At 54.5% G+C, this 22091-nt stretch carries 13 protein-coding genes; 5 read left to right on the forward strand and 8 right to left on the reverse strand.

Going from position 1 to position 22091, the window contains the following annotated elements; translation table 11 throughout:
• Positions 1-128: 128 nt before the first annotated feature.
• Positions 129-1418, forward strand: a complete 1290-nt coding sequence (locus QLG09_RS00920; protein WP_049023595.1) for a SulP family inorganic anion transporter — start codon at positions 129-131, stop codon at positions 1416-1418.
• On the opposite strand, the gene mgtE is transcribed toward QLG09_RS00920, so the two are convergent.
• The 6 genes from mgtE to QLG09_RS00950 all read right to left on the reverse strand — a co-directional run bounded on the left by mgtE (position 1381) and on the right by QLG09_RS00950 (position 8749).
• A complete protein-coding gene (gene mgtE / locus QLG09_RS00925) occupies positions 1381-2817 on the reverse strand; it encodes a magnesium transporter (RefSeq protein ID WP_049023596.1) in 1437 nt (478 codons plus the stop codon). The genes QLG09_RS00920 and mgtE overlap by 38 nt on opposite strands.
• A gap of 147 nt (positions 2818-2964) precedes the next feature.
• Entirely contained in the window at positions 2965-4608 is a 1644-nt protein-coding gene (locus tag QLG09_RS00930; RefSeq protein WP_049023597.1) for a multidrug ABC transporter permease/ATP-binding protein, read from the reverse strand.
• 75 nt (positions 4609-4683) lie between these two features.
• On the reverse strand, positions 4684-5334 hold the full coding sequence (alkB, locus tag QLG09_RS00935) for a DNA oxidative demethylase AlkB (protein WP_020883168.1): 651 nt from the start codon (positions 5332-5334) through the stop codon (positions 4684-4686).
• The gene (gene ada, locus QLG09_RS00940; RefSeq protein ID WP_049023598.1) at positions 5334-6392 is read right to left on the reverse strand and encodes a bifunctional DNA-binding transcriptional regulator/O6-methylguanine-DNA methyltransferase Ada; all 1059 of its coding nucleotides are present in this window, start codon (positions 6390-6392) and stop codon (positions 5334-5336) included. Before ada ends, alkB begins: the two co-directional genes overlap by 1 nt.
• Before the next feature lie 72 nt (positions 6393-6464).
• The gene (gene apbE / locus QLG09_RS00945) at positions 6465-7520 is read right to left on the reverse strand and encodes an FAD:protein FMN transferase ApbE (RefSeq protein WP_014170957.1); all 1056 of its coding nucleotides are present in this window, start codon (positions 7518-7520) and stop codon (positions 6465-6467) included.
• Between the two features lie 113 nt (positions 7521-7633).
• Positions 7634-8749: a porin OmpC gene (locus QLG09_RS00950; protein ID WP_020883165.1), complete on the reverse strand. Its 1116-nt coding sequence runs from the start codon at positions 8747-8749 to the stop codon at positions 7634-7636.
• 743 nt (positions 8750-9492) lie between these two features.
• Between QLG09_RS00950 and rcsD the strand changes: the two genes are divergently transcribed.
• Both rcsD and rcsB read left to right on the forward strand, forming a co-directional pair.
• On the forward strand, positions 9493-12165 hold the full coding sequence (gene rcsD, locus QLG09_RS00955) for a phosphotransferase RcsD (RefSeq protein WP_014170960.1): 2673 nt from the start codon (positions 9493-9495) through the stop codon (positions 12163-12165).
• A 16-nt stretch (positions 12166-12181) separates the two neighbouring features.
• Positions 12182-12832, forward strand: a complete 651-nt coding sequence (rcsB, locus tag QLG09_RS00960) for a response regulator transcription factor RcsB (RefSeq protein ID WP_006176468.1) — start codon at positions 12182-12184, stop codon at positions 12830-12832.
• Between the two features lie 88 nt (positions 12833-12920).
• On the opposite strand, the gene rcsC is transcribed toward rcsB, so the two are convergent.
• Together rcsC and gyrA are read right to left on the reverse strand one after the other, a co-directional pair.
• The gene (rcsC, locus tag QLG09_RS00965) at positions 12921-15767 is read right to left on the reverse strand and encodes a two-component system sensor histidine kinase RcsC (RefSeq protein WP_049022331.1); all 2847 of its coding nucleotides are present in this window, start codon (positions 15765-15767) and stop codon (positions 12921-12923) included.
• A gap of 135 nt (positions 15768-15902) precedes the next feature.
• Entirely contained in the window at positions 15903-18539 is a 2637-nt protein-coding gene (gyrA, locus tag QLG09_RS00970) for a DNA topoisomerase (ATP-hydrolyzing) subunit A (protein ID WP_014170963.1), read from the reverse strand.
• Positions 18540-18685: 146 nt separating this feature from the next.
• Between gyrA and ubiG the strand changes: the two genes are divergently transcribed.
• On the forward strand, positions 18686-19414 hold the full coding sequence (gene ubiG / locus QLG09_RS00975) for a bifunctional 2-polyprenyl-6-hydroxyphenol methylase/3-demethylubiquinol 3-O-methyltransferase UbiG (RefSeq protein WP_014170964.1): 729 nt from the start codon (positions 18686-18688) through the stop codon (positions 19412-19414).
• 347 nt (positions 19415-19761) lie between these two features.
• Positions 19762-22047 (forward strand): class 1a ribonucleoside-diphosphate reductase subunit alpha, encoded by a 2286-nt coding sequence (gene nrdA, locus QLG09_RS00980; RefSeq protein WP_020883162.1) that lies wholly within the window; start codon positions 19762-19764, stop codon positions 22045-22047.
• Positions 22048-22091 lie beyond the last annotated feature (44 nt).

Raw genomic sequence — 22091 nt, forward strand, 5'->3', positions numbered from 1 at the left:
GCGGGAACGGTAACAACTTTTAAATGGTGTTTAAAGGTTAAGAAATTATTGTAATTGTGAAATTTAATGATGGATTGTTTGTGAGGGATTACCTATGCGGCTGGCAAAAGGCGGCTTTTCTGGCTAGTATGTTGCGTTTTGTGATCGCGCGCACGGAAGCCTGCCCTAACCTGCGAAGTGTTATGTCATTACCCGATTCTTCTTTACCCCATGAAGGCCATGTCGCCTCGGTATTACGCTCTCCCCGGCTGGTGATGCGTGAAACGCTGGCGGGCGTGATTACTGCCCTGGCGCTTATTCCTGAAGTGATTTCGTTTTCTGTCGTGGCAGGGGTTGATCCTAAAGTCAGCCTGATTGCTTCCGTGGTGCTGTGTCTTGCCCTGTCCGTGCTCGGCGGCCGCCCGGCAATGGTCACGGCGGCAGCGGGTTCCGTGGCGCTGGTGATTGGCCCGATGGTGCATCAGCATGGCGTGCAGTACATTTTGCCGGCCGTTCTGCTGGCCGGGGCGATACAGATCCTCTTCGGCGTGCTCGGTATGGCGCGACTGATGCGCTTTATTCCGCAGTCGGTGATGACCGGGTTTGTTAACGCGCTCGGTATTTTGATTTTCTTCGCCCAGGTTCCCCATTTCTGGAGCCGAAGCCCGCTGATTGTGGGCCTGTTCGTGCTGACGCTGCTGATCGTCCTCTGGGTGCCCCGCTATATCAAAAGTATCCCCGCGCCGCTTATTGCCATTGTGGTGTTAACCCTGTTTACCGTGACCACCGGGCAAATCCTGCCGACCGTGGGTGACGAAGGCACCATGAGCGGTGGCCTGCCCGGGCTGACGCAGCTGCTTGTCCCGCTGAACACCGATACGCTGAGCATTATCTGGCCATGCGCATTAAGCATTGCATTTGTGGGTCTGCTGGAGTCGCTGCTGACGGCAAAACTGGTGGATGAGCTGACGGCGACCCCGTCCGGCAAGCGCCGCGAAAGCATTGCTCTGGGCATCGGTAACATTCTGGCAGGCTGGTATGGCGGTATCGCAGGCTGCGCCATGATTGGTCAAACCATCGTCAACGTGGAGATGGGCAAAGGCCGCAGCCGCATTTCCACTGTTGCGGCTGGTCTGGTGCTTCTGGTGCTGGTGACGGCGCTGAGTGAAGTGATGGCCCGCATCCCGATGGTCGTGCTGGCCGGGATTATGGCGATTGTCGCCGTCAAAACCTTCAGCTGGCATAGCCTGCAGCCCGCGACGGTGAAAAATGCCCCCCTTGCGGAAACGGTCGTGATGCTGGTGACCGTTGCAACCACGGTTTCAACCGGCAACCTGGCCATTGGTGTGCTGGGCGGGATTATCGTGATGGCACTCCTTCCCGCCCGAATTAAGCGTCGGGTTAAAGAAGAAAAAGCGTTGCCAGCCCAAGAAAAATAAAGAAGCCGCCCGTATCGGTGATGGCAGTGATCATGACGCTCGACCCCACTGCGGGGTCGCGCCCGAGCTTTGTCATCGTCAACGGGATGATGACGCCCATCATCGACGCAACCAGCAGGTTCAGCACCATCGCCAGCATCATCACGCCGCCTAATGCCATATCGTCGTACAGCCACCAGGTAATGCCGCCCATAATTCCGCCCCACACCAGGCCATTAATCAGCGCCACGCCCATCTCTCTGAAGATCAGGAAGGCAAAGTTACCCGGCTGAATGTTCTCCAGCGCCAGCGCGCGAACAATCATGGTGATGGTCTGGTTGCCGGTGTTGCCGCCTATCCCGGCCACAATCGGCATCAGCGAGGCTAACGCGACCAGCTGCGAAATGGTATGTTCGAAGCCATCAATCACGCGGGAGGCGATAAACGCGGTACAGAGGTTAATGGCAAGCCAGGCCCAGCGGGTTTTGACCGCCCTGCCCACGGAGGCATGGACGTCATCTTCGGCGCTGATCCCACCAAGCGCACGCAGATCGTTATCGGTCTCTTCGTAGACCACGTCAACGATCTCATCGATTGTCAGACGTCCCATCAGCTTGCCGACCGAGTCCACCACCGCCGCACTCACGAGGTCGTCACGTTCGAAGGTACGCGCGGCTTTTTCCGCGTCATCCTCCGGCGAGAAGACCATCGGCTCGTTTTCCATGACCTCGCTCACCCGCCGCTGAGTGCTGTTGAGCAGGATCGTTTTCAGCTCCAGCTCACCGAGCAGGGTTTTATCCCGCGAGGTCACGAACAGTTTATCGGTGTTGTCGGGCATACTGCCCAGGCGGCGTAAATAGCGCTGCACCGTGCCGAGCGTGACGTCCGGGCGCACCGTGATGACGCCAAACTCCATAATTGCGCCAACGCTGTGTTTATCGTAGTGCATCACCTGGCGCACGCGCGCCCGCTCATCGGCAGGCAACGAGGCCAGCAGTCGGCCGGTCAGGTTACGCGGCAGGTGTTGAACAAGGTAAATCTGTTCGTCGATATCCAGCGTTTGCAGGGCATCAAGAATATCCCGGTCGCTCATCTCATCGATAAGATCATCCCAGACGTTTTCCGACGCCTCCAGCAGCACCTGCCCGCGCTCGTGATCCTGCACCAGACGCCACAGGGCGTGACGCTCTTCCGAGGGAAGTGCTTCGAGGGTATCCGCCAGGTCGGGCGGAGGCAAATGGGCAACCAGTGCACCTACCTCAGCAATATCGTCGGCTAAAGTGCCGACATCATATTGCTCAGCCAGGGTCAGTTTGCCCAGTAACGAAGACGTGACCGCTTTATCGGTCGTGAGAAGCCAGATGAGACGCGCACGTTCCTGGTCACGCTGCCGGGCGCTGTTTTTCTTTAATACCGACATCAATCATAAATCCATGAAATGAGATGGCATTAAGCATAGCGCGGGGATATGTAAATAAGAATAAACAACGTGACGGGATGCATAAAAAAGCGGCACATCGGCCGCGATTTTATCCCCTCTCCCGGTCGGAGAGGGTCAGACGAGACATCAGGCCGTGCGCGCTACCGCATCACGAGACGCTGCATCGCGCTCCTCGCCGGTCAACTCGCTGAGCTTGCCGTCGCGCATCTCCAGCAGACGGTCGGCATGAATGAAGTAGTGATCGTCATGGCTGATGGCGAAAATAGTTTTGCCCATCGCCTTCATCAGCGGCAGTAACACCTGATAAAACTCGCGGCGGAAATGCGGGTCCTGGTCTGCCGCCCATTCATCAAGCAGGATGATGTCGCGCTCTTCAGCCAGTGCCAGCAGCAGCGCCACGCGCTTTTTCTGCCCCTTCGAGAGTTTCAGGTTCAGGATTTTACCGTCCTGAAGCTCAACCTTATGGGACATCTGCAGTTGCCCAAGCCATTTCTCCACCAGCGCAGGGTTAGCCTGCTGCCCTTCCGGCCCGAGCAGGTGATCAAAGAGCCAGACATCGGTGAAGACCGCCGAGAAGAGCTTGCGATAGTCCTCAGGTTTCTCCGCGCTCAGCGCTTTGCCATCCAGCAAAATCTCGCCCGATTGCGGCTGATATAAGCCGGTGAGCAGCATCGCCAGCGTGGATTTCCCGCTACCGTTACCGCCAATCAGGAACAGCAGCTCGCCGCGATGAATCGTCAGGTTTACTGGTCCGACGGAAAAAGCGTTGTCCTGATAGCGGAACATGACGTTACGCAGCTCCAGGGTTTGCCAGTTCGGGAAGGCCTGCGGGCGTGGGAATTCGGCTTTAAACGGTGCGAGATCGAATTTATTGAGCTTGTTAAACGCCACCTGAGCGCTCAGCAACGTTGGCAATGCGCCCACGGCGGAGAGGAGCGGTGTACGTAAAAACAGCAGCGTCAGTGAATAGGTCGCCGCGACGTTGGTATCCGCCCATCCCAGACTGTTCGCCATCCAGAAAACCAGACCAATGGCGCCCAACATCATAATGTTCGACCAGTTCACCGCGCTCAGGTGGAAGGTATCGGCGCGAATGATGTGATGCCGGTATTCGCGGGCATCGGGAATATAGAGATGGTTAAAGATATGCTCGGCACGCTCGCGATTCAGGGTCAGCTCTTTACGCCCTTCCAGCACGGTCTGGTAATCGTTATAGAGCTTATCCTCGGTTTCACGCAGCACCGCCATGTGTTTATAGACGCGCGACACCAGCAGAAAACCGCCCCAGATGGTGATAACAATCCACAGCGCAGTGACCGCCAGCATTTTTGTGGAGAGCCAGGCGAGATACGCCGCCGAACCAAAGGTCAAAATAATGCCCTGCACCAGCTCCGGCAGACGAACGAAGGCAATGGTAATGGCGCGCACGTCGCTGGTCAGCCCTGCCAGCAGGGAGGCACTTCCAAGCTGCTCAACGCGTTCTACCTGCGTGTCCAGAATACGCTTGATAAATTCACTGCGCAGACGGAAAACGAAATGGTGTCCCAGCGCCGTCAGCGCCAGCTGCGAGCCGAGCGTCACCGCCATCAACAGCAGTAGCAGGCCAAGAAACTCCGGCAGGACGGCGAGTGAGGTATCGACCATTTCAATCAAGCGCACGTTAATAAACGCGATCAGGCCGATACCTAACGCGGCGCTGGCGAGGCTTAACGCCATGACGGCAATGAAGGGCCAGCGATACTGACGCCAGACGAGGAGAAGTAGTTGCATGCAGGCAATCCGGGCAATAAAAATCAGCCAGCAGTTTAAACTGCCGGACGGTTACATCAAGAATAATTCTTATTTTTATTGGCCACGGGATGCCTGCCGGAACGTCAGGTTAAGACGGAACTCGCCGGTCTGAGGATGTACTCCCGGTTTGAGGGGCTGAATGCCGTGATAAAAAAGCCGCGATTCCCTGCCCCAAACCACCACATCACCGTGCTCCAGCATGAGCCGTTTCAGCGGATCGTTACGGCGTAATCCGCCAAACTGGAAGACCGCGGGCAGGCCTAAGGATACCGAGACGATCGGCGCGCGCAGATCGGGTTCATCCTTGTCCTGATGCAGCGAGAGCTTTGCCCCCACGGCGTAGCGGTTAATCAGACAGGCATCCGGGCGAAAGTCGGCATAGCCCGCTTCAACGGCGGCGTCATGGCAGAGCGCCCGAAAAACGTCAGGCATCGGCGGCCATGGCTGGCCGGTTACAGGATCGCCCGGGGCATATACATAGCCCTGCGCGTTTGTCGCCCAGCCCAGTTCTCCGCAGTTCGTCATCGCCACCGACATGGTGTACCCCCCGGGCGTCACCATGTGTCGAAACGGCGAGACCGCCGCCACCTCATCGATGCCGGCAAGCAGCGCCGCCGCGCGGGAAAGCGCAAAGCGGCGCAGGATCACCGCGCCGGGCGCAAGGGGCTCCTGCCAGGGTTCCGCATCCGCAAAAAGATCGAGCATTATCCCTCCGGGTTCTTTGCCTCACGTTTCAGTAACAACGCCTTTCGTTCTGTCCCCCAGCGGTAGCCCGAAAGCGCACCGTCGTGACGAACAACGCGGTGGCAGGGGATGATAACGGCCAGTTTATTTGCGGCACAGGCTCCCGCCACCGCACGCACAGCGCCTGGGCTACCGATCGTCTGCGCCACCTGGCGATAACTTGCCGTTTCACCGCGGGGAATGTCACGAAGCGCCTGCCACACACGCTGCTGGAAAGCGGTGCCCCGAATATCCAGCGGAAGTGCCAGCGGCACGGTATGGTCATCGATAGCGCTAATCACCCGCTCAATACACCGGGCGAATTCTCCTTCCAGCGTTTCTCGCTCTGCTTTTGGAAACAGCGTCAAAAGCTCCTCGGTTAATGTCGCATCGTCGTCACCCAGCAGAATCGCGCAGATCCCGCGCTCGCTTTCACCCACCAGGCAACGGCCTAACGAACACTCACCAATCGCATAACGCACGGCCACATCCCCTTTCCGGTACTGCTTCGCCGTCATGCCCAGCGCAGCGTTGGCTTGACGATAATAGCTACTGCTATCAGGAAACCCGGCGGCCAGCACGGCATCGGTAATTTTGTTCCCCTGCGCAAGCGCGGTACGCAGGCGTTGTACCCGCGCCGCCTGTTGCCAGGCTTTAGGCGTCATACCGGTAACGGACTTAAACAAGCGGTGGAAGTGGAAAGGACTCATGGCGACCTGCTGCGCCAGCATTTCCAGCGTTAACGCGGGATCGCGCTCCAGCAGACGGCAGGCATGTTCAACTTTTGCCAGCGTCTGTTCCTGCGGATCGCGTTTGTCCGGCTGACAGCGTTTACACGGGCGAAACCCTGCCTGAAGGGCATGATCTACATCGGGGTAGAAGCGGACATTTTTACGTAACGCGTGGCGGGCACGGCAGGACGGACGACAGACGATCCCCGTCGTTTGCACGGCAAAGACAAACTGATCGTCAGCACGCGGATCGCGAGCCAGCACGGCCAGCCAGCGATCGTCATCGGTAGTAAAGGTCGGGTTTTTCATCATCAGCTCCTCTTACAAGCATACATACAGCGTGCCCGAGTGCCACTGATTAAAAACCCGCAACCTTGCTTTTTAATTCTTGTCACTTACCAGGAAGCTGTCGAACTGCGGCGAACTCCAGGTTTTGAAGCCATCAGCCTCTTTGGTGATCATATAGACAGCCAGTCCTTCCTGGCGGACCACCTCTTTGGCTTTCTCCGGACCGAGGACCATTAAACCGGTATCCCAGGCATCGGCTTCCAGCGCGGTGGGGGCAATGACCGTCACCGAGACCAGATTATGCGCGATAGGGCGACCGGTCTGCGGATCGATCACATGCGAAATCCGCTTCCCGTCGAGCTCATAATAGTTACGGTAACTCCCGGAGGTGCTGATACCGTGACCGTTGATATCCACAATCGCCTGTACGGCGTTTTGCTGGTCGGTCGGTTTTTGAATCGCCACCCGCCACGGATTACCGCTGGCATTCATGCCGCGGCTGACTAACGCACCGCCCACGGACACCAGGTAACGTGAAATACCTTCCTGGGCCATCAGCGCGGCCAGATGATCTGCCGCATACCCTTCGCCTACCGTCGACAGATCGACAAAAAGATCGGGAATATCTTTTTGCAGGTACTGTTGTCCGTACTGGTTGATCACCGTCAGGTGCTGCAACCCTGTCCGGGCGCGGGCGTCATCTATCGCCGCCTGGTCAGGCGTGGTGACAGGTTGCTTGTTCGGGCCAAACCCCCACAGGTTAACCAGCGGCCCCACGGTCACGTCCATCGCGCCGTTGGTCTTGTAGCCCACGCGCATTGATTCGGTCACGATATCGGCCATTGCTTCGCTCACCGGCCACAGGGAAGTGCTGGTGGAGAGGTTAAAGCGCATCAGCGCAGAGTCATTTTTGTAGGTCGAAAGAAGCTGATCGTCGGCGTCCAGCTGCGACTGAATTTTGCTGCGAAGTTCGTCAGCGCGTGTCTTATCGAGATTCATCACGCTGACACGCCAGAATGTGCCCATCGTTTTGCCTTCCAGCACCGTCGCCGCAGGAGCATCCGTTTTGGCCACAGGCGTGGAAGAGTCACATGCTGTCAGGAAAAAAAGTATAGCCAGGAAGCTGGCGCGTAAAAAAGTCATGTCCATTCATTATTATCCTCATGCCAGGGCGGCAAGAGTACACCAAAAGGGTGAATTGTAAGAACCGAAAAGGCACGAAAAAGGGGCCATAAGGCCCCCTTTGTCACACGATGAAGCGATTAGAACTGGTAAACCAGACCCAGCGCTACGATATCATCAGTACCGATACCCGCCTGACGGGTGAATTCATTTTCATCAACCAGGTTGATTTTGTAATCAACATAGGTGGACATGTTTTTGTTGAAGTAGTAAGTCGCGCCAACATCAACATATTTCAGCAGATCCTGATCGCCGTAACCTTCGATGTCTTTACCTTTGGACTGCAGGTAAGCCACGGATGGACGCAGACCGAAGTCGAACTGGTACTGAGCAACCACTTCGAAGTTCTGTGCTTTGTTAGCAAAGCCGTAAATGTCGCTGCTGCTCTGAGAGTTACCGAAACGGGTTGCGTTATAGGTCTGAGAGTACTGCGCCGCCAGGTAAATGTTGTTGGCGTCGTATTTCAGGCCACCAGAGTAAACTTCAGCACGATCGCCTTCGCCTTTCAGCGCCAGGTTAGCGGTGTCGTTCTGGTCAGCAGTACGTTTAGAAGAAGACATCGCACCACCGATGCTGAAGCCTTCGCCCAGGTTGTAGGTCACAGACGCGCCGTAACCGTCACCGTTCTGTTTCAGGGTGCTACGACCGGAATCGTTTTCACCGCTTACGCTGCCGTTTTTACCCTGATACTGCAGAGCAAAGTTCAGACCATCAACCAGACCAAAGAAGTCCTGGTTACGGTAGGTTGCTACGCCGTTAGCACGGGATTGCAGGAAGTTGTCTGCACCGTAGGTGTCGCCGCCAAATTCTGGCAGAACGTCAGTCCAGGACGTTACGTCGTAGATCACACCGTAGTTACGACCATAATCGAAAGAACCCGCGTCAGCGAATTTCAGACCCGCGAACGCTACACGCGTCCAGGACTGGTTGTCGCTTTCAGAGGTGTTGCCCTGAATCTGGTATTCCCACTGGCCGTAACCGGTCAGCTGATCGTTAACCTGGGTTTCGCCTTTGAAGCCAAGACGCATGTAAGTCTGGTCGCCATCATTGCTCTTGTCGTCAGAGAAATAGTGCAGACCATCAACTTTGCCGTACAGATCTAATTTGTTGCCATCTTTGTTATAAATTTCAGCCGCATTTGCTGCGCCTGCCACCAGCAGAGCTGGTACCAGGAGGGACAGTACTTTAACTTTCATTTTATTAACCCTCTGTTATATGCCTTATAATTGCCACTGCTTACTGATTAACCCTCATTAACCAGTCGGCAATTTCATTCTCCGCAAAATTACAGAATAATCCAACGGGAATATGATACGAAAACTTTGAAAATGTTTCATTTCACGATAAACATGTTTCAAAATGTAAATATCAAGGAACTTTTACAAAGCACAGAGAGCTTAAGAATTTAGCACTTATCATCAAGCGAGAAGAAAAAACATTTAAATTCAGTAAACTACATTAAAAATATTTACAGCACTGAATGACAAAACAAGATCGGCCGTTATCTCTAAAATAACTCTCGCTATCATCATTAACTTTATTTATTACCGTCATTCAGATTTGAATGTCTGTTTATCCCTAATTCTACCGAATGCCTGGCATTCGGTTTTTTTTTACCTTTCTTTACGTAGCATGCGTTTTTTTGTGCTACCGCACTGAAATTGTAACGACTATTAACTAAATTCGTTTCCTCTCTCCTCGAGAACCGCGTCATTACTGCAAATCTCAATTTCTTGTTAATTCGTGCTATTTACCGGTATGTATCGGTTTTTATTTGTACACTCTCACTCGCTTTGTACATGTTTCATGCAATGGCGTTCTCCGATATTGTCAGCCGAAAAAGTGGCGGGTTCAAAGAGCGTGACGCTGGAAATTCAGGTATTACCCTTTATACTGCCCTATCGCCATAGAGCACGACCATTACGGGTTAAAGATATCAATGAGTCAGACTGAAACTACCGCTCCGAGCAAATTCTCCCTCTTACCCGGGAGCATCACCCGTTTCTTTCTTCTTTTGATCGTTGTGCTGCTAGTCACAATGGGGGTTATGGTTCAGAGCGCGGTTAACGCCTGGCTGAAGGACAAGAGCTATCAGGTTGTTGATATTACCCACGCCGTCCACAAGCGCATTGATACCTGGCGCTATGCAACCTGGCAGATTTACGACAACATCGCGGCCGCGCCGGCAACCTCTTCCGGAGACGGGCTTCAGGAGACTCGCCTGAAGCAAGACGTCTATTATCTGGAAAAACCACAGCGCAAAACCGAAGCGCTGATCTTCGGCTCTCATGACAGCGCGACGCTTGAGATGACCCAGCGCATCTCAACCTATCTTGATACCCTTTGGGGTGCCGAGACGGTGCCGTGGTCGATGTACTATCTGAACGGTCAGGACAACAGCATGATCCTGATCTCAACCCTGCCGCTAAAAGATCTCTCTTCCGGTTTCAAAGAGACGACCGTGGGCAGCATTGTCGATTCCCGCCGGGCAGAAATGCTGCAGCAGGCGAACGCCCTTGATGAACGTGAGAGCTTCTCATCTCTGCGCCGCCTCGCCTGGCAGAATGGCCATTACTTTACGCTGCGTACCACCTTTAACCAGCCAGGCCATCTGGCGACGGTGGTGGCCTTCGATTTGCCCATCAATGACTTGATTCCACCGGATATGCCGCTCGACAGCTTCCGTCTGGAGCCGGACAGCAGCACTCAGAATATGCGTGCCGCATCGGACAAAGAGGCCGCAGAGAGCGTATCGATCTCCTTTAACGGCTCGAAAATCGAAATTGCCTCTTCGCTGAACTCAACCGGTATGCGTCTGGTGTGGCAAGTGCCGTTCGGCACCCTGCTGCTTGATACGCTGCAAAATATCCTCCTGCCCCTGCTGCTGAATATCGGCCTGCTGGCGCTGGCGCTGTTTGGCTACAGCACGTTCCGCTTCCAGTCAGGGCGTCAAAGCGATGCCGCTCCGGTCCCGGCAGGAACCAGTAACGAACTGCGCGTGTTGCGCGCGCTGAATGAAGAGATTATTTCCGTGCTGCCGCTTGGGGTGCTGGTTCACGATCAGGAAGCCAACCGTACGGTGATGAGCAATAAAATTGCTGACCACCTGCTGCCTCATCTCAATCTGCAGAACATCACCGCTATGGCGGATCAACATCAGGGCGTGATTCAGGCCACCATTAATAACGAGCTGTATGAGATCCGACAGTTCCGCAGCCAGATCGCCTCCCGCACGCAGATCTTCATCATCCGCGATCAGGATCGTGAAGTGCTGGTGAATAAAAAGCTCAAGCAGGCACAACGTCTGTATGAGAAAAACCAGCAGGGGCGCGCTGCTTTTATGCAGAATATTGGCGATGCCTTCAAGAAGCCGTTAAAAACGCTGGCTACCCAGGCGGCGGCGCTGAATACATCTGAAAGCCATCAGCTTGCCTGCCAGGCCGACTCGCTGGTGCGCATGGTAGATGAGATCCAACTGGCGAATATGCTCGAAAATGATTTCTGGAAAGGAACGCCGACCCTCTTCTCTATCCAGAATCTGATCGATGAAGTGGTGCCTGAGGTCCTGCCCGTGATCAAGCGCAAAGGGCTGCAGCTGCTGATCAATAACCATTTACCGGCAAATGATGAACGTCACGGCGATCGCGAAGCGCTGCGTCGCATTCTGCTGATGATTATTCAGTACGCCGTCACCACCACCCAGATCGGCAAGATCACCCTGGAAGTCAGTACCGACGAGTCGGCTGAAGATCGCCTGACGTTCCGTATCCTGGATACCGGGGAAGGCGTAACGACAAGCGAAATCGATAATCTGCATTTCCCGTTCCTGAATGACACCCAGAGCGATCATTACGGCAAGGCCAATGCCCTGACCTTCTGGCTGTGCGATCAGCTGGCACGTAAGCTCGGCGGCCATCTGAATATCAAGGCCCGCGAATCACTTGGCACGCGTTACTCACTGCACGTTAAAATGGCGGCGAATCCACAGGAAGAAGACGAAGAACGCCTGCTGGATGATGTGGTCGTGATGGTAGATGTGACCTCGAACGAGATCCGCAATATTGTGGTTCGTCAGTTAGAAAACTGGGGCGCGGCCTGCATAACGCCGGATGAAAGACTCTCAAGTCAAGAATTTGATCTGTTTTTAACTGATAATCCGTCTAATCTTACTGCCTCCGGCTTGCTTTTAAGCGATGATGAGCCAGGCGTGCGAAAAATCGGCCCAGGCCAGCTGCGCGTCAACTTTAATATAAGCAATGCGATGCAGGAAGCTGTACTACAACTAATAGAAGAGCAACTGGCGCAGGAAGAGATAGCGGAATCACCGTTAGGCGGCAATGAAAATGCCGAGCTTCACGCCAGCGGATACTATTCACTCTTTGTTGATACAGTACCAGATGATGTTAAGCGGTTGTATACTGAGTCCGCTGCGAATGATTTTGCAGCGCTGGCACAGACAGCACACCGGCTTAAAGGGGTGTTTGCCATGCTTAATCTGGTTCCCGGCAAGCAGTTATGTGAAACGCTGGAACATCTAATTCGTGAGAAAGATGCCTCTGGCATTGAAAAATACATCAGCGACATTGACGCCTACGTCAAAAGCTTGCTGTAGCAAGGTAGCCTTATACATGAACAATATGAACGTAATTATTGCCGATGACCATCCGATTGTACTGTTCGGTATTCGCAAATCACTTGAACAGATCGAGTGGGTGAATGTAGTCGGTGAATTTGAAGACTCTACAGCACTGATCAATAACCTCCCAAAGCTTGATGCGCATGTGCTCATCACCGATCTCTCTATGCCTGGGGACAAATACGGTGATGGGATCACACTCATCAAATATATCAAACGTCACTTCCCGGACATTTCGATCATTGTTCTGACCATGAACAACAACCCGGCCATTCTCAGCGCCGTGCTGGATCTGGATATCGAAGGGATTGTGCTGAAACAGGGTGCGCCGACCGATCTGCCAAAAGCGCTCGCTGCTCTGCAGAAAGGCAAGAAGTTCACGCCTGAAAGCGTCTCTCGTTTGCTGGAAAAAATCAGCGCCGGTGGCTATGGCGACAAACGCCTGTCTCCGAAAGAGAGCGAAGTTCTGCGCCTGTTCGCCGAAGGTTTCCTGGTCACCGAGATTGCCAAGAAGCTGAACCGCAGTATTAAAACCATCAGTAGCCAGAAGAAATCAGCAATGATGAAACTGGGTGTGGATAACGATATTGCGCTGCTAAACTATCTCTCCTCCGTTACGCTGAGCGCGTCGGATAAGGATTGATGTTTACCGGGTGTGCGGCCTGATGGCCTTACCTCCCCCCTCCCGGCGTGTGAGGGAAACAACAAAAAAGGCCCTGACGGGCCTTTTTTTATACTCTCGCTTTTCTGACCCGTTCCGCATACACGGAAATCGTCTGTTTCAGGACGTCCAGCGTCACCGGTTTCGACAGACAACTGTCCATCCCTGACTCCAGACAGCGCTGTTTCTCTTCCGCCAGCGCATTCGCCGTCACGCCCACGACCGGCAACGTCAGGCCAAGCTGGCGTATACGCTGCGTCAGACGGTAGCCATCCATATTCGGCATGTTGACGTCGCTAAGAACGATATCAATGTGGTTTTTACTCAGCACGTTCAGCGCATCCACGCCGTCATTGGCGGTTTTGCACTGATAGCCAAGCGAACCCAGCTGGTCTGCCAGCAGGCGACGGTTAATCGGATGGTCATCCACCACCAGAATCATCATATCGTCATTCAGCGATGCCAGCGCATCCGGTGACGGCAACTCCGTCGCCCCGTCGCTATCTTCCAGCTGCACGCTGTAAATACGTGCCAGCAGGCTCATGAGCTCATGCGGCGTCGCCACGCTGTGCACCCATTCACCCGGAGCTCGTTCGACCGGAATACCGATATGGCGACGGCAGAAGTGAACCACCCCTCTGCCCTGCCAGGGTTGTTCCAGCATCTCGTCGGTGATCAGCACATCGTCGACATCCGGCGTTTGCCCTTCATAGCGGGACACGCGCACGCCGCTGTGGGTAAGAAGCGCCGTCAGGTAATCATTCAGTGAGGCATTGTGTACTGCCAGCCAGCAGCGCTTATCGCTCAGGCCGTCCACCACCGCTTTTGCCGGGTACTGGGCAGAATAGAGCGGAATGCGGATAGTAAACTGGCTGCCCATGCCTGGCTCGGTATCAACGGAGATATCGCCGTCCATCATGCTCACGAGCTTCTCACAGATCGCCAGACCCAGCCCGGTCCCCTGGAAGTTACGCTGTACGCCGGTACCGACCTGGAAGAACGGGTCAAACAGACGCACCACTTCCTTCGCCGGGATACCCACGCCGGTATCACGCACACGAATACTCAGGTAGTCCCCTGCCCGACACACGTGCAACACAATGCAGCCGATATCGGTAAATTTAATGGCGTTACTGAGCAGGTTAGAAATGACCTGCTGCAGACGCATCGGATCGCCATGCAGCGTCAGCGGCACGTCCGGCTCAATAAAGCAGTAGAGGCCCAGCTGTTTACGCACCACCAGCGGCAGATAGTTGGCGCTGATGTGGTTCATCACCTCGCGCGGAGAGAACTCCCGCGGCTCAATTTTCAGCTGCTCCGACTCAATTTTGGAGAAATCGAGAATATCGCTGATGATTTTCAGCAGCAGGCTGGAGGAGTTATTCATCGCCGTCACCAGGCGATCGACCCCTTTCGGCAGCTCTTTGGTCTGCAGAAGATCAAGGTTACCGATAATCCCGTACAGCGGGGTACGCAATTCGTGGCTGACGGTGGCGAGGAACATGGATTTTGACTGGCTGGCCTGCTCGGCGGCCTGCGCCATCTCCTGCAGGGACTCTTCCATCTTCACACGCGCCGAGACGTCTACCAGGACGCAAATTGCCACGTTCTCATTACGATAGCGGGAGTGCACAAAGCTGATTTGCAGGTTCGTGTGCGTGCTGGTCAGCACGTCAACGAAGTTCACCTGCTGGCCACAGATAATCTGCGTCAGCCTCTGTCGGTCCTCATGCGTCAGCATGTTCAGGTAGTTATGCGCCAGCTCGTTACTGAGGATATTGGTCCCGTCCTGCGTGCGCAGGATGCAGATCCCCACCGGCGCCGAGGCGACAATCTTGCGGTTAAACTGCTCGTGCTCTTCCAGCCGCTGGGCGTCGCTTTCGGCGGGTATAAAGATTTTGCGCTCATACATTCGCGCGAGGGTAAACAGCGCCCCCCCGGCCAGCAGGTTCAGCAAAATCGCGTTCATGATAAGAATGCGGATCCGCTCAAGCACCATATCCACGGGCAGCGAATAGACAATACTCAGCGACGAAGGCGGCAAGCTCTTTTTAAGCACCAGCTCACGGAAGCCTGAGGTATAGCCAAACCACGACCGCTCTTGCATCCAGTGCGGGTCGACGTTCAGTCGATTATCCGGACCGGCAAGTGAGATCAGGGTATGTCCGTTTTCATCCAGAATGGTCACGCCCATCGGCAGACTGCCCGGCGTGAAGAAGTTTTCCATGCGAATGGTCTGTTCAATCCCCAGCAGCGCCTGCAGACGATTGCCCAGATAGACCGGCGTCAGGGCGTAGAAATAGCCCACCCCCATGCGTGGCCCCTGGCTTATCCAGAAGATGTTATTCCCGCGCTCGTCCTGCGGCGCATTGCGATATTTCACAATACGTTCGTGCAGGCTTTTCAGCGCATCATCGCGCTCGACGGGCACATCGCGCAGGCCAAAGTCGGCCATGCAGAGATTTTCACTGCCAATCAGGAAGACGCGGTTCAGATCATAGGCGGCGGAAAAGTTGTCACGCCAGTAGCGCATAAACCAGGAGAGCGACTCCAGTGAACCGCGCCAGGTGCTGCCCATCGCAGAGCAATCGGAATCCGGAAACAGCGGCTCGAAATTCGGTACTTCGGTTTTGTCATTACGCCCTCGGATGGCAAGAATGCCGTTTTCCGCGGTCAGGCGATTCTCGGCAATGTACTTCAGCTCCTTCATCACGTCGGACGTTCGCTGAATATAGCGCTGGGCCTGATCGGAGCTTAAGTTAAACTCCTGGCGGATCTCCGCTTCTTTCTGATGAAGGGCGTTAACGATGTAAAACACCGACAATAATGCCACCAGCAACCAAAGCAAGAGCGCCAGCGCCCGAAACAGATAGCGAGAGACTTTCAGCGTGGTACGAAAGGAGACGAGGTATTTCAAGGGGGCGAGGCTCCGCCGTCGGGGTCAAAAAGAATGTGGTTAAGGTAGCGGTAAACGCGCCTTGTCGCAACGTTCACTTATCTGCTTGTGCAAAAGAAAAGGGCCGGAAACCGGCCCTTTTTGCATCAGGAGACATTACTCGTCAGCGTCATCCGCTGCATCATCTTCGGTATCGGCTTCTGGTGCGATTTCATCATCACCTTCTGCGACGCTACCGTCGATGGAGTCGAGCTCTTCGTCATCCACAGGCTCAGCTACACGCTGCAGACCCACGACGTTTTCATCTTCCGCGGTACGGATGAGGATCACACCCTGAGTATTACGGCCAACCACGCTGATCTCAGATACGCGTGTACGCACCAGCGTACCGGCATCCGTGATCATCATGATCTGGTCGGCATCGTCTACCTGTACCGCACCCACAACGGATCCGTTGCGCTCGGTAACCTTGATAGAGATAACGCCCTGCGTGCCACGAGACTTGGTCGGGTATTCGCTTTCGGCAGTACGTTTACCGTAGCCGTTCTGCGTGACGGTCAGGATAGCACCTTCACCGCGCGGAACGATCAGGGAAACGACGGTATCTTCACCGGCCAGTTTGATACCACGAACACCTGTTGCAGTACGGCCCATCGCACGAACCGCGTTCTCTTTGAAGCGCACCACTTTACCGGCGGCGGAGAACAGCATCACTTCATCAGAACCGGAGGTGAGGTCAACGCCAATCAGTTCGTCACCGTCGTTCAGGTTCACCGCGATGATACCGGCAGAACGTGGACGGCTGAATTCGGTCAGCGCGGTTTTCTTCACGGTACCGCTGGCGGTCGCCATAAAGACGTTCACGCCTTCTTCGTACTCACGTACCGGCAGAATCGCGGTGATACGTTCGTTCGCTTCCAGCGGCAGCAGGTTCACGATTGGACGACCACGTGCACCACGGCTCGCTTCTGGCAGCTGATAGACCTTCATCCAGTACAGACGACCACGGCTTGAGAAGCAGAGGATCGTGTCATGGGTGTTTGCCACCAGCAGACGGTCAATAAAGTCTTCTTCTTTAATACGTGCTGCCGATTTGCCTTTACCGCCACGACGCTGTGCTTCGTAGTCGGTCAGCGGCTGATACTTCACATAGCCCTGGTGAGACAGGGTGACCACCACATCTTCGCGGTTGATCAGATCTTCAATGTTGATATCAGAGCTGTTCGCCGTGATTTCGGTGCGACGCTCATCGCCGAACTGATCGCGGACCAGTTCCAGCTCTTCACGGATCACTTCCATCAGGCGCTCTGCGCTACCCAGGATATGCAGCAGCTCGGCAATCTGTTCCAGCAGTTCTTTGTATTCGTCGAGCAGTTTTTCGTGCTCAAGGCCAGTCAGTTTCTGCAGACGCAGATCCAGAATCGCCTGGGCCTGCTGTTCAGTCAGGTAGTACTGACCGTCACGCACGCCGAACTCAGGCTCCAGCCACTCAGGACGCGCAGCATCGTCGCCAGCGCGTTCCAGCATGGCGGCCACGTTGCCCAGATCCCACGGACGGGCAATCAGAGACGCTTTCGCTTCCGCAGGGGTTGGTGCACGGCGAATCAACTCAATGATTGGGTCGATGTTTGCCAGTGCAACGGCCAGCGCTTCAAGGATATGCGCACGGTCGCGGGCTTTACGCAGTTCGAAAATAGTACGGCGAGTCACCACTTCACGGCGGTGACGCACAAACGCACTCAGAATATCTTTCAGGTTCATGATCTTCGGCTGACCATGGTGCAATGCAACCATGTTGATACCGAAGGAGACCTGGAGCTGAGTCTGGGAATACAGGTTGTTCAGTACAACCTCGCCCACCGCGTCGCGTTTGATTTCAATCACGATGCGCATGCCGTCTTTATCAGATTCGTCACGCAGCGCGCTGATGCCTTCAACACGTTTTTCTTTTACCAGCTCGGCGATTTTTTCAATCAGACGCGCTTTGTTCACCTGATACGGGATCTCGTGAACAATGATGGTTTCACGGCCGGTTTTGGCGTCCGCTTCCACTTCGGCGCGGGCACGGATATAAATCTTGCCACGTCCGGTGCGGTACGCTTCTTCAATACCACGACGACCGTTGATGATCGCCGCCGTCGGGAAGTCTGGACCCGGGATGTGTTCCATCAGCCCTTCAATGCTGATGTCTTCATCCTCAATATAGGCCAGGCAACCGTTGATCACTTCCGTGATGTTATGCGGTGGAATGTTGGTTGCCATACCGACGGCGATACCGGACGAACCGTTCACCAGCAGGTTAGGGATTTTCGTTGGCATAACGTCCGGAATGCGTTCCGTGCCGTCATAGTTATCAACGAAATCAACCGTCTCTTTTTCCAGGTCAGCCATCAGCTCATGGGCAATTTTCGCCAGACGGATTTCCGTATAACGCATTGCCGCGGCGGAGTCGCCGTCGATAGAACCAAAGTTACCCTGACCATCTACCAGCATGTAACGCAGCGAGAATGGCTGCGCCATTCGGACGATAGTGTCGTACACCGCGGAATCACCATGGGGATGGTATTTACCGATTACGTCACCAACGACACGGGCAGATTTTTTGTAGGCTTTATTCCAGTCATTGCCCAATACGTTCATGGCGTATAGTACGCGACGGTGTACCGGCTTCAGGCCATCGCGGACGTCCGGCAGCGCACGGCCAACAATGACCGACATCGCATAGTCCAGATAGGAGCTCTTCAGCTCTTCCTCGATGTTAACCGGTGTAATTTCTCTCGCAAGGTCGCTCATCTAACCGCTATCCCTCTACTGTATCCCGGATTCAAAGGTCGCAAATTATAACACAGCCGCGGTGATTGAGGTAAACCAATAAGCTTTATTCAACCGCGCGGGCTGATATACTCCGAAGTCTTGCAAAATAAGGAGTAAAAGCGCCCATGAATGCCGAAAAATCCCCGGTGGCTCACAACGTTGACCATGAAGAGATTGCCAAATTCGAAGCGGTGGCATCCCGCTGGTGGGATCTCGAAGGTGAGTTTAAACCTCTGCACCGCATTAACCCGCTGCGTCTGGGCTATATCGCGGAGCGTTCCGGCGGCCTGTTCGGTAAGAAAGTGCTCGACGTCGGCTGCGGCGGCGGCATTCTGGCAGAAAGCATGGCGCGCGAAGGGGCCACCGTCACCGGTCTGGATATGGGCTTTGAACCGCTGCAGGTTGCCCGTCTTCATGCGCTGGAATCTGGAGTGCAGGTGGAATATGTGCAGGAAACCGTCGAAGAACATGCGGCAAAGCATGCCCATCAGTACGACGTGGTGACCTGTATGGAGATGCTGGAGCACGTTCCCGACCCCCAGTCCGTGGTTCACGCCTGTGCAAAACTGGTGAAACCGGGCGGCCAGGTCTTCTTCTCGACGATCAACCGAAACGGAAAAGCCTGGCTGATGGCGGTCGTCGGGGCGGAGTATGTGCTGCGTATGGTGCCAAAAGGCACGCACGACGTGAAGAAATTCATCAAGCCTGCTGAATTACTGAGCTGGGTTGATCAAACGTGGCTCAAGGAGCAGCACATCACCGGTCTGCATTACAATCCATTGACCGATAAATTCAAACTCGCACCGGGTGTAGATGTTAACTATATGTTGCATACAACCGCCAAAAACGACTGACGTCATCCATTATTCTTATAAAGATTGCGCGACATCATGTTGCGCAATTCTGACCTCCCGTTGAAGAAATCAGCACTCGATCAAATTTTGAATTTTTTTTCTTAATTATTGACATCTCTTCCAGGCCTTACGGTACGAGGACTTAGCCTTTTTTACCCTTTGACAACCTCAATTTAACGTCAAAATCAACCCTTGTGCTGAAAAGATTCGATACTAGAATACTCACCATATAGCGTTTTTCTTATCGCAAACCCCCTATATGTAGTATTTATCCACAGAGTTAGTCACAAGACGGATCTGTGGATAAGCGGGGGATATTTTTTATTTCACGGACAGGTAAAACCCACATGAATCAGAGTCTGCTGGTGACTAAGCGCGACGGTACCACCGAGCGTATCAATCTGGACAAAATCCATCGTGTTCTCGACTGGGCAGCAGAAGGACTGAATAACGTATCTATCTCCCAGGTTGAACTGCGCTCTCACATTCAGTTCTACGATGGCATCAAGACGTCTGATATCCACGAAACCATCATCAAGGCTGCGGCGGATCTCATCTCCCGTGAAGCCCCGGATTATCAGTACCTCGCTGCACGTCTGGCGATTTTCCACCTGCGTAAAAAAGCGTACGGCCAGTTTGAGCCGCCAAAGCTTTACGATCACGTGGTGAAAATGGTTGAGCTGGGCAAATACGACACGCATCTGCTGGAAGACTATACGGAAGAAGAGTTCGAGCAGATGAACGGGTTTATCGATCACTGGCGCGACATGAACTTCTCTTACGCGGCGGTGAAGCAGCTCGAAGGCAAATACCTGGTTCAGAACCGTGTGACCGGTGAGATCTACGAAAGCGCCCAGTTCCTCTATATTCTGGTGGCCGCCTGCCTGTTCTCTAACTACCCGCGTGACACCCGTCTGGAATACGTGAAGCGTTTCTACGATGCGGTTTCCACGTTCAAGATTTCTCTGCCTACGCCAATCATGTCTGGCGTGCGTACCCCAACCCGTCAGTTCAGCTCATGCGTCCTGATCGAGTGTGGTGACAGCCTGGATTCCATCAACGCGACTTCCAGCGCCATCGTGAAATATGTCTCCCAGCGTGCCGGTATCGGCATCAACGCCGGTCGCATCCGTGCACTGGGTAGCCCGATTCGCGGCGGTGAAGCGTTCCACACCGGCTGTATCCCGTTCTACAAACACTTCCAGACCGCGGTAAAATCCTGCTCTCAGGGCGGCGTACGCGGTGGTGCTGCCACCCTGTTCTACCCAATGTGGCACCTGGAAGTGGAAAGCCTGCTGGTACTGAAAAACAACCGTGGCGTTGAAGGCAACCGCGTTCGTCACATGGACTACGGCGTACAGATCAACAAGCTGATGTACACCCGTCTGCTGAAAGGTGAAGACATCACCCTGTTCAGCCCGTCCGACGTCCCGGGCCTGTATGACGCGTTCTTCGCCGATCAGGATGAGTTTGAGCGTCTGTACACCAAATACGAAAAAGACGACAGCATCCGTAAGCAGCGCGTTAAGGCGGTTGACCTGTTCTCCCTGATGATGCAGGAACGTGCCTCTACCGGCCGTATCTACATTCAGAACGTTGACCACTGCAACACCCATAGCCCGTTTGACCCGGTGGTTGCGCCAGTGCGCCAGTCTAACCTGTGCCTGGAAATCGCCCTGCCGACCAAACCGCTGGAAGATGTTAACGACGAAAACGGCGAAATCGCGCTCTGCACCCTCTCTGCTTTCAACCTGGGCGCTATCAAGAGCCTGGAAGAGCTGGAAGAGCTGGCGGTGCTGGCCGTGCGTGCGCTGGATGCCCTGCTGGATTACCAGGACTACCCAATCCCGGCGGCAAAACGTGGAGCAATGGGCCGTCGTACCCTCGGTATCGGCGTTATCAACTTTGCCTACTGGCTGGCGAAACACGGTAAGCGTTACTCCGACGGCAGCGCGAACAACCTGACCCACGAAACGTTCGAAGCGATTCAGTACTACCTGCTGAAAGCCTCCAACGAGCTGGCGAAAGAGCAAGGCGCGTGCCCGTGGTTCAACGAAACCACCTATGCGAAAGGCATTCTGCCGATCGATACCTACAAGAAAGACCTGGATGCGATTTCTAACGAACCGCTGCATCTGGACTGGGAAGCGCTGCGTGAATCCATCAAGACTCACGGCCTGCGTAACTCCACGCTGTCTGCCCTGATGCCGTCTGAGACCTCCTCGCAGATCTCTAACGCCACCAACGGTATTGAACCACCGCGCGGCCACGTCAGCATTAAAGCGTCGAAAGACGGTATCCTGCGTCAGGTTGTGCCTGACTACGAGCTGCTGAAAGACAACTATGAGCTGCTGTGGGAAATGCCAAACAACGACGGTTACCTGCAGCTGGTGGGGATCATGCAGAAGTTTATCGACCAGTCGATTTCTGCTAACACCAACTACGACCCGACGCGCTTCCCGTCTGGCAAGGTACCAATGCAGCAACTGTTGAAAGACCTGCTCACCGCCTACAAATTTGGTGTGAAAACCCTGTACTATCACAACACCCGTGATGGTGCGGAAGACGCTCAGGATGACATGGCACCGTCAATTCAGGACGATGGCTGCGAAAGCGGCGCATGTAAGATCTAATGAAGGGCGGGGATATCCCCGCCTTTATTTCGTAAGACAGGACT

It is taken from the genome of Enterobacter sp. V89_11 (genome assembly GCF_029967775.1).
Lineage (GTDB): Bacteria > Pseudomonadota > Gammaproteobacteria > Enterobacterales > Enterobacteriaceae > Enterobacter > Enterobacter ludwigii.

What these genes read in the sequence shown, in the direction of transcription:
- QLG09_RS00920 (WP_049023595.1), top strand. Translation starts at nt 129, where the DNA reads ATGTTGCGTTTTGTGATCGCGCGCACGGAAGCCTGCCCTAACCTGCGA.
- mgtE (WP_049023596.1), bottom strand. Translation starts at nt 2,817, where the DNA reads ATGTCGGTATTAAAGAAAAACAGCGCCCGGCAGCGTGACCAGGAACGT.
- QLG09_RS00930 (WP_049023597.1), bottom strand. Translation starts at nt 4,608, where the DNA reads ATGCAACTACTTCTCCTCGTCTGGCGTCAGTATCGCTGGCCCTTCATT.
- alkB (WP_020883168.1), bottom strand. Translation starts at nt 5,334, where the DNA reads ATGCTCGATCTTTTTGCGGATGCGGAACCCTGGCAGGAGCCCCTTGCG.
- ada (WP_049023598.1), bottom strand. Translation starts at nt 6,392, where the DNA reads ATGAAAAACCCGACCTTTACTACCGATGACGATCGCTGGCTGGCCGTG.
- apbE (WP_014170957.1), bottom strand. Translation starts at nt 7,520, where the DNA reads ATGGACATGACTTTTTTACGCGCCAGCTTCCTGGCTATACTTTTTTTC.
- QLG09_RS00950 (WP_020883165.1), bottom strand. Translation starts at nt 8,749, where the DNA reads ATGAAAGTTAAAGTACTGTCCCTCCTGGTACCAGCTCTGCTGGTGGCA.
- rcsD (WP_014170960.1), top strand. Translation starts at nt 9,493, where the DNA reads ATGAGTCAGACTGAAACTACCGCTCCGAGCAAATTCTCCCTCTTACCC.
- rcsB (WP_006176468.1), top strand. Translation starts at nt 12,182, where the DNA reads ATGAACAATATGAACGTAATTATTGCCGATGACCATCCGATTGTACTG.
- gyrA (WP_014170963.1), bottom strand. Translation starts at nt 18,539, where the DNA reads ATGAGCGACCTTGCGAGAGAAATTACACCGGTTAACATCGAGGAAGAG.
- ubiG (WP_014170964.1), top strand. Translation starts at nt 18,686, where the DNA reads ATGAATGCCGAAAAATCCCCGGTGGCTCACAACGTTGACCATGAAGAG.
- nrdA (WP_020883162.1), top strand. Translation starts at nt 19,762, where the DNA reads ATGAATCAGAGTCTGCTGGTGACTAAGCGCGACGGTACCACCGAGCGT.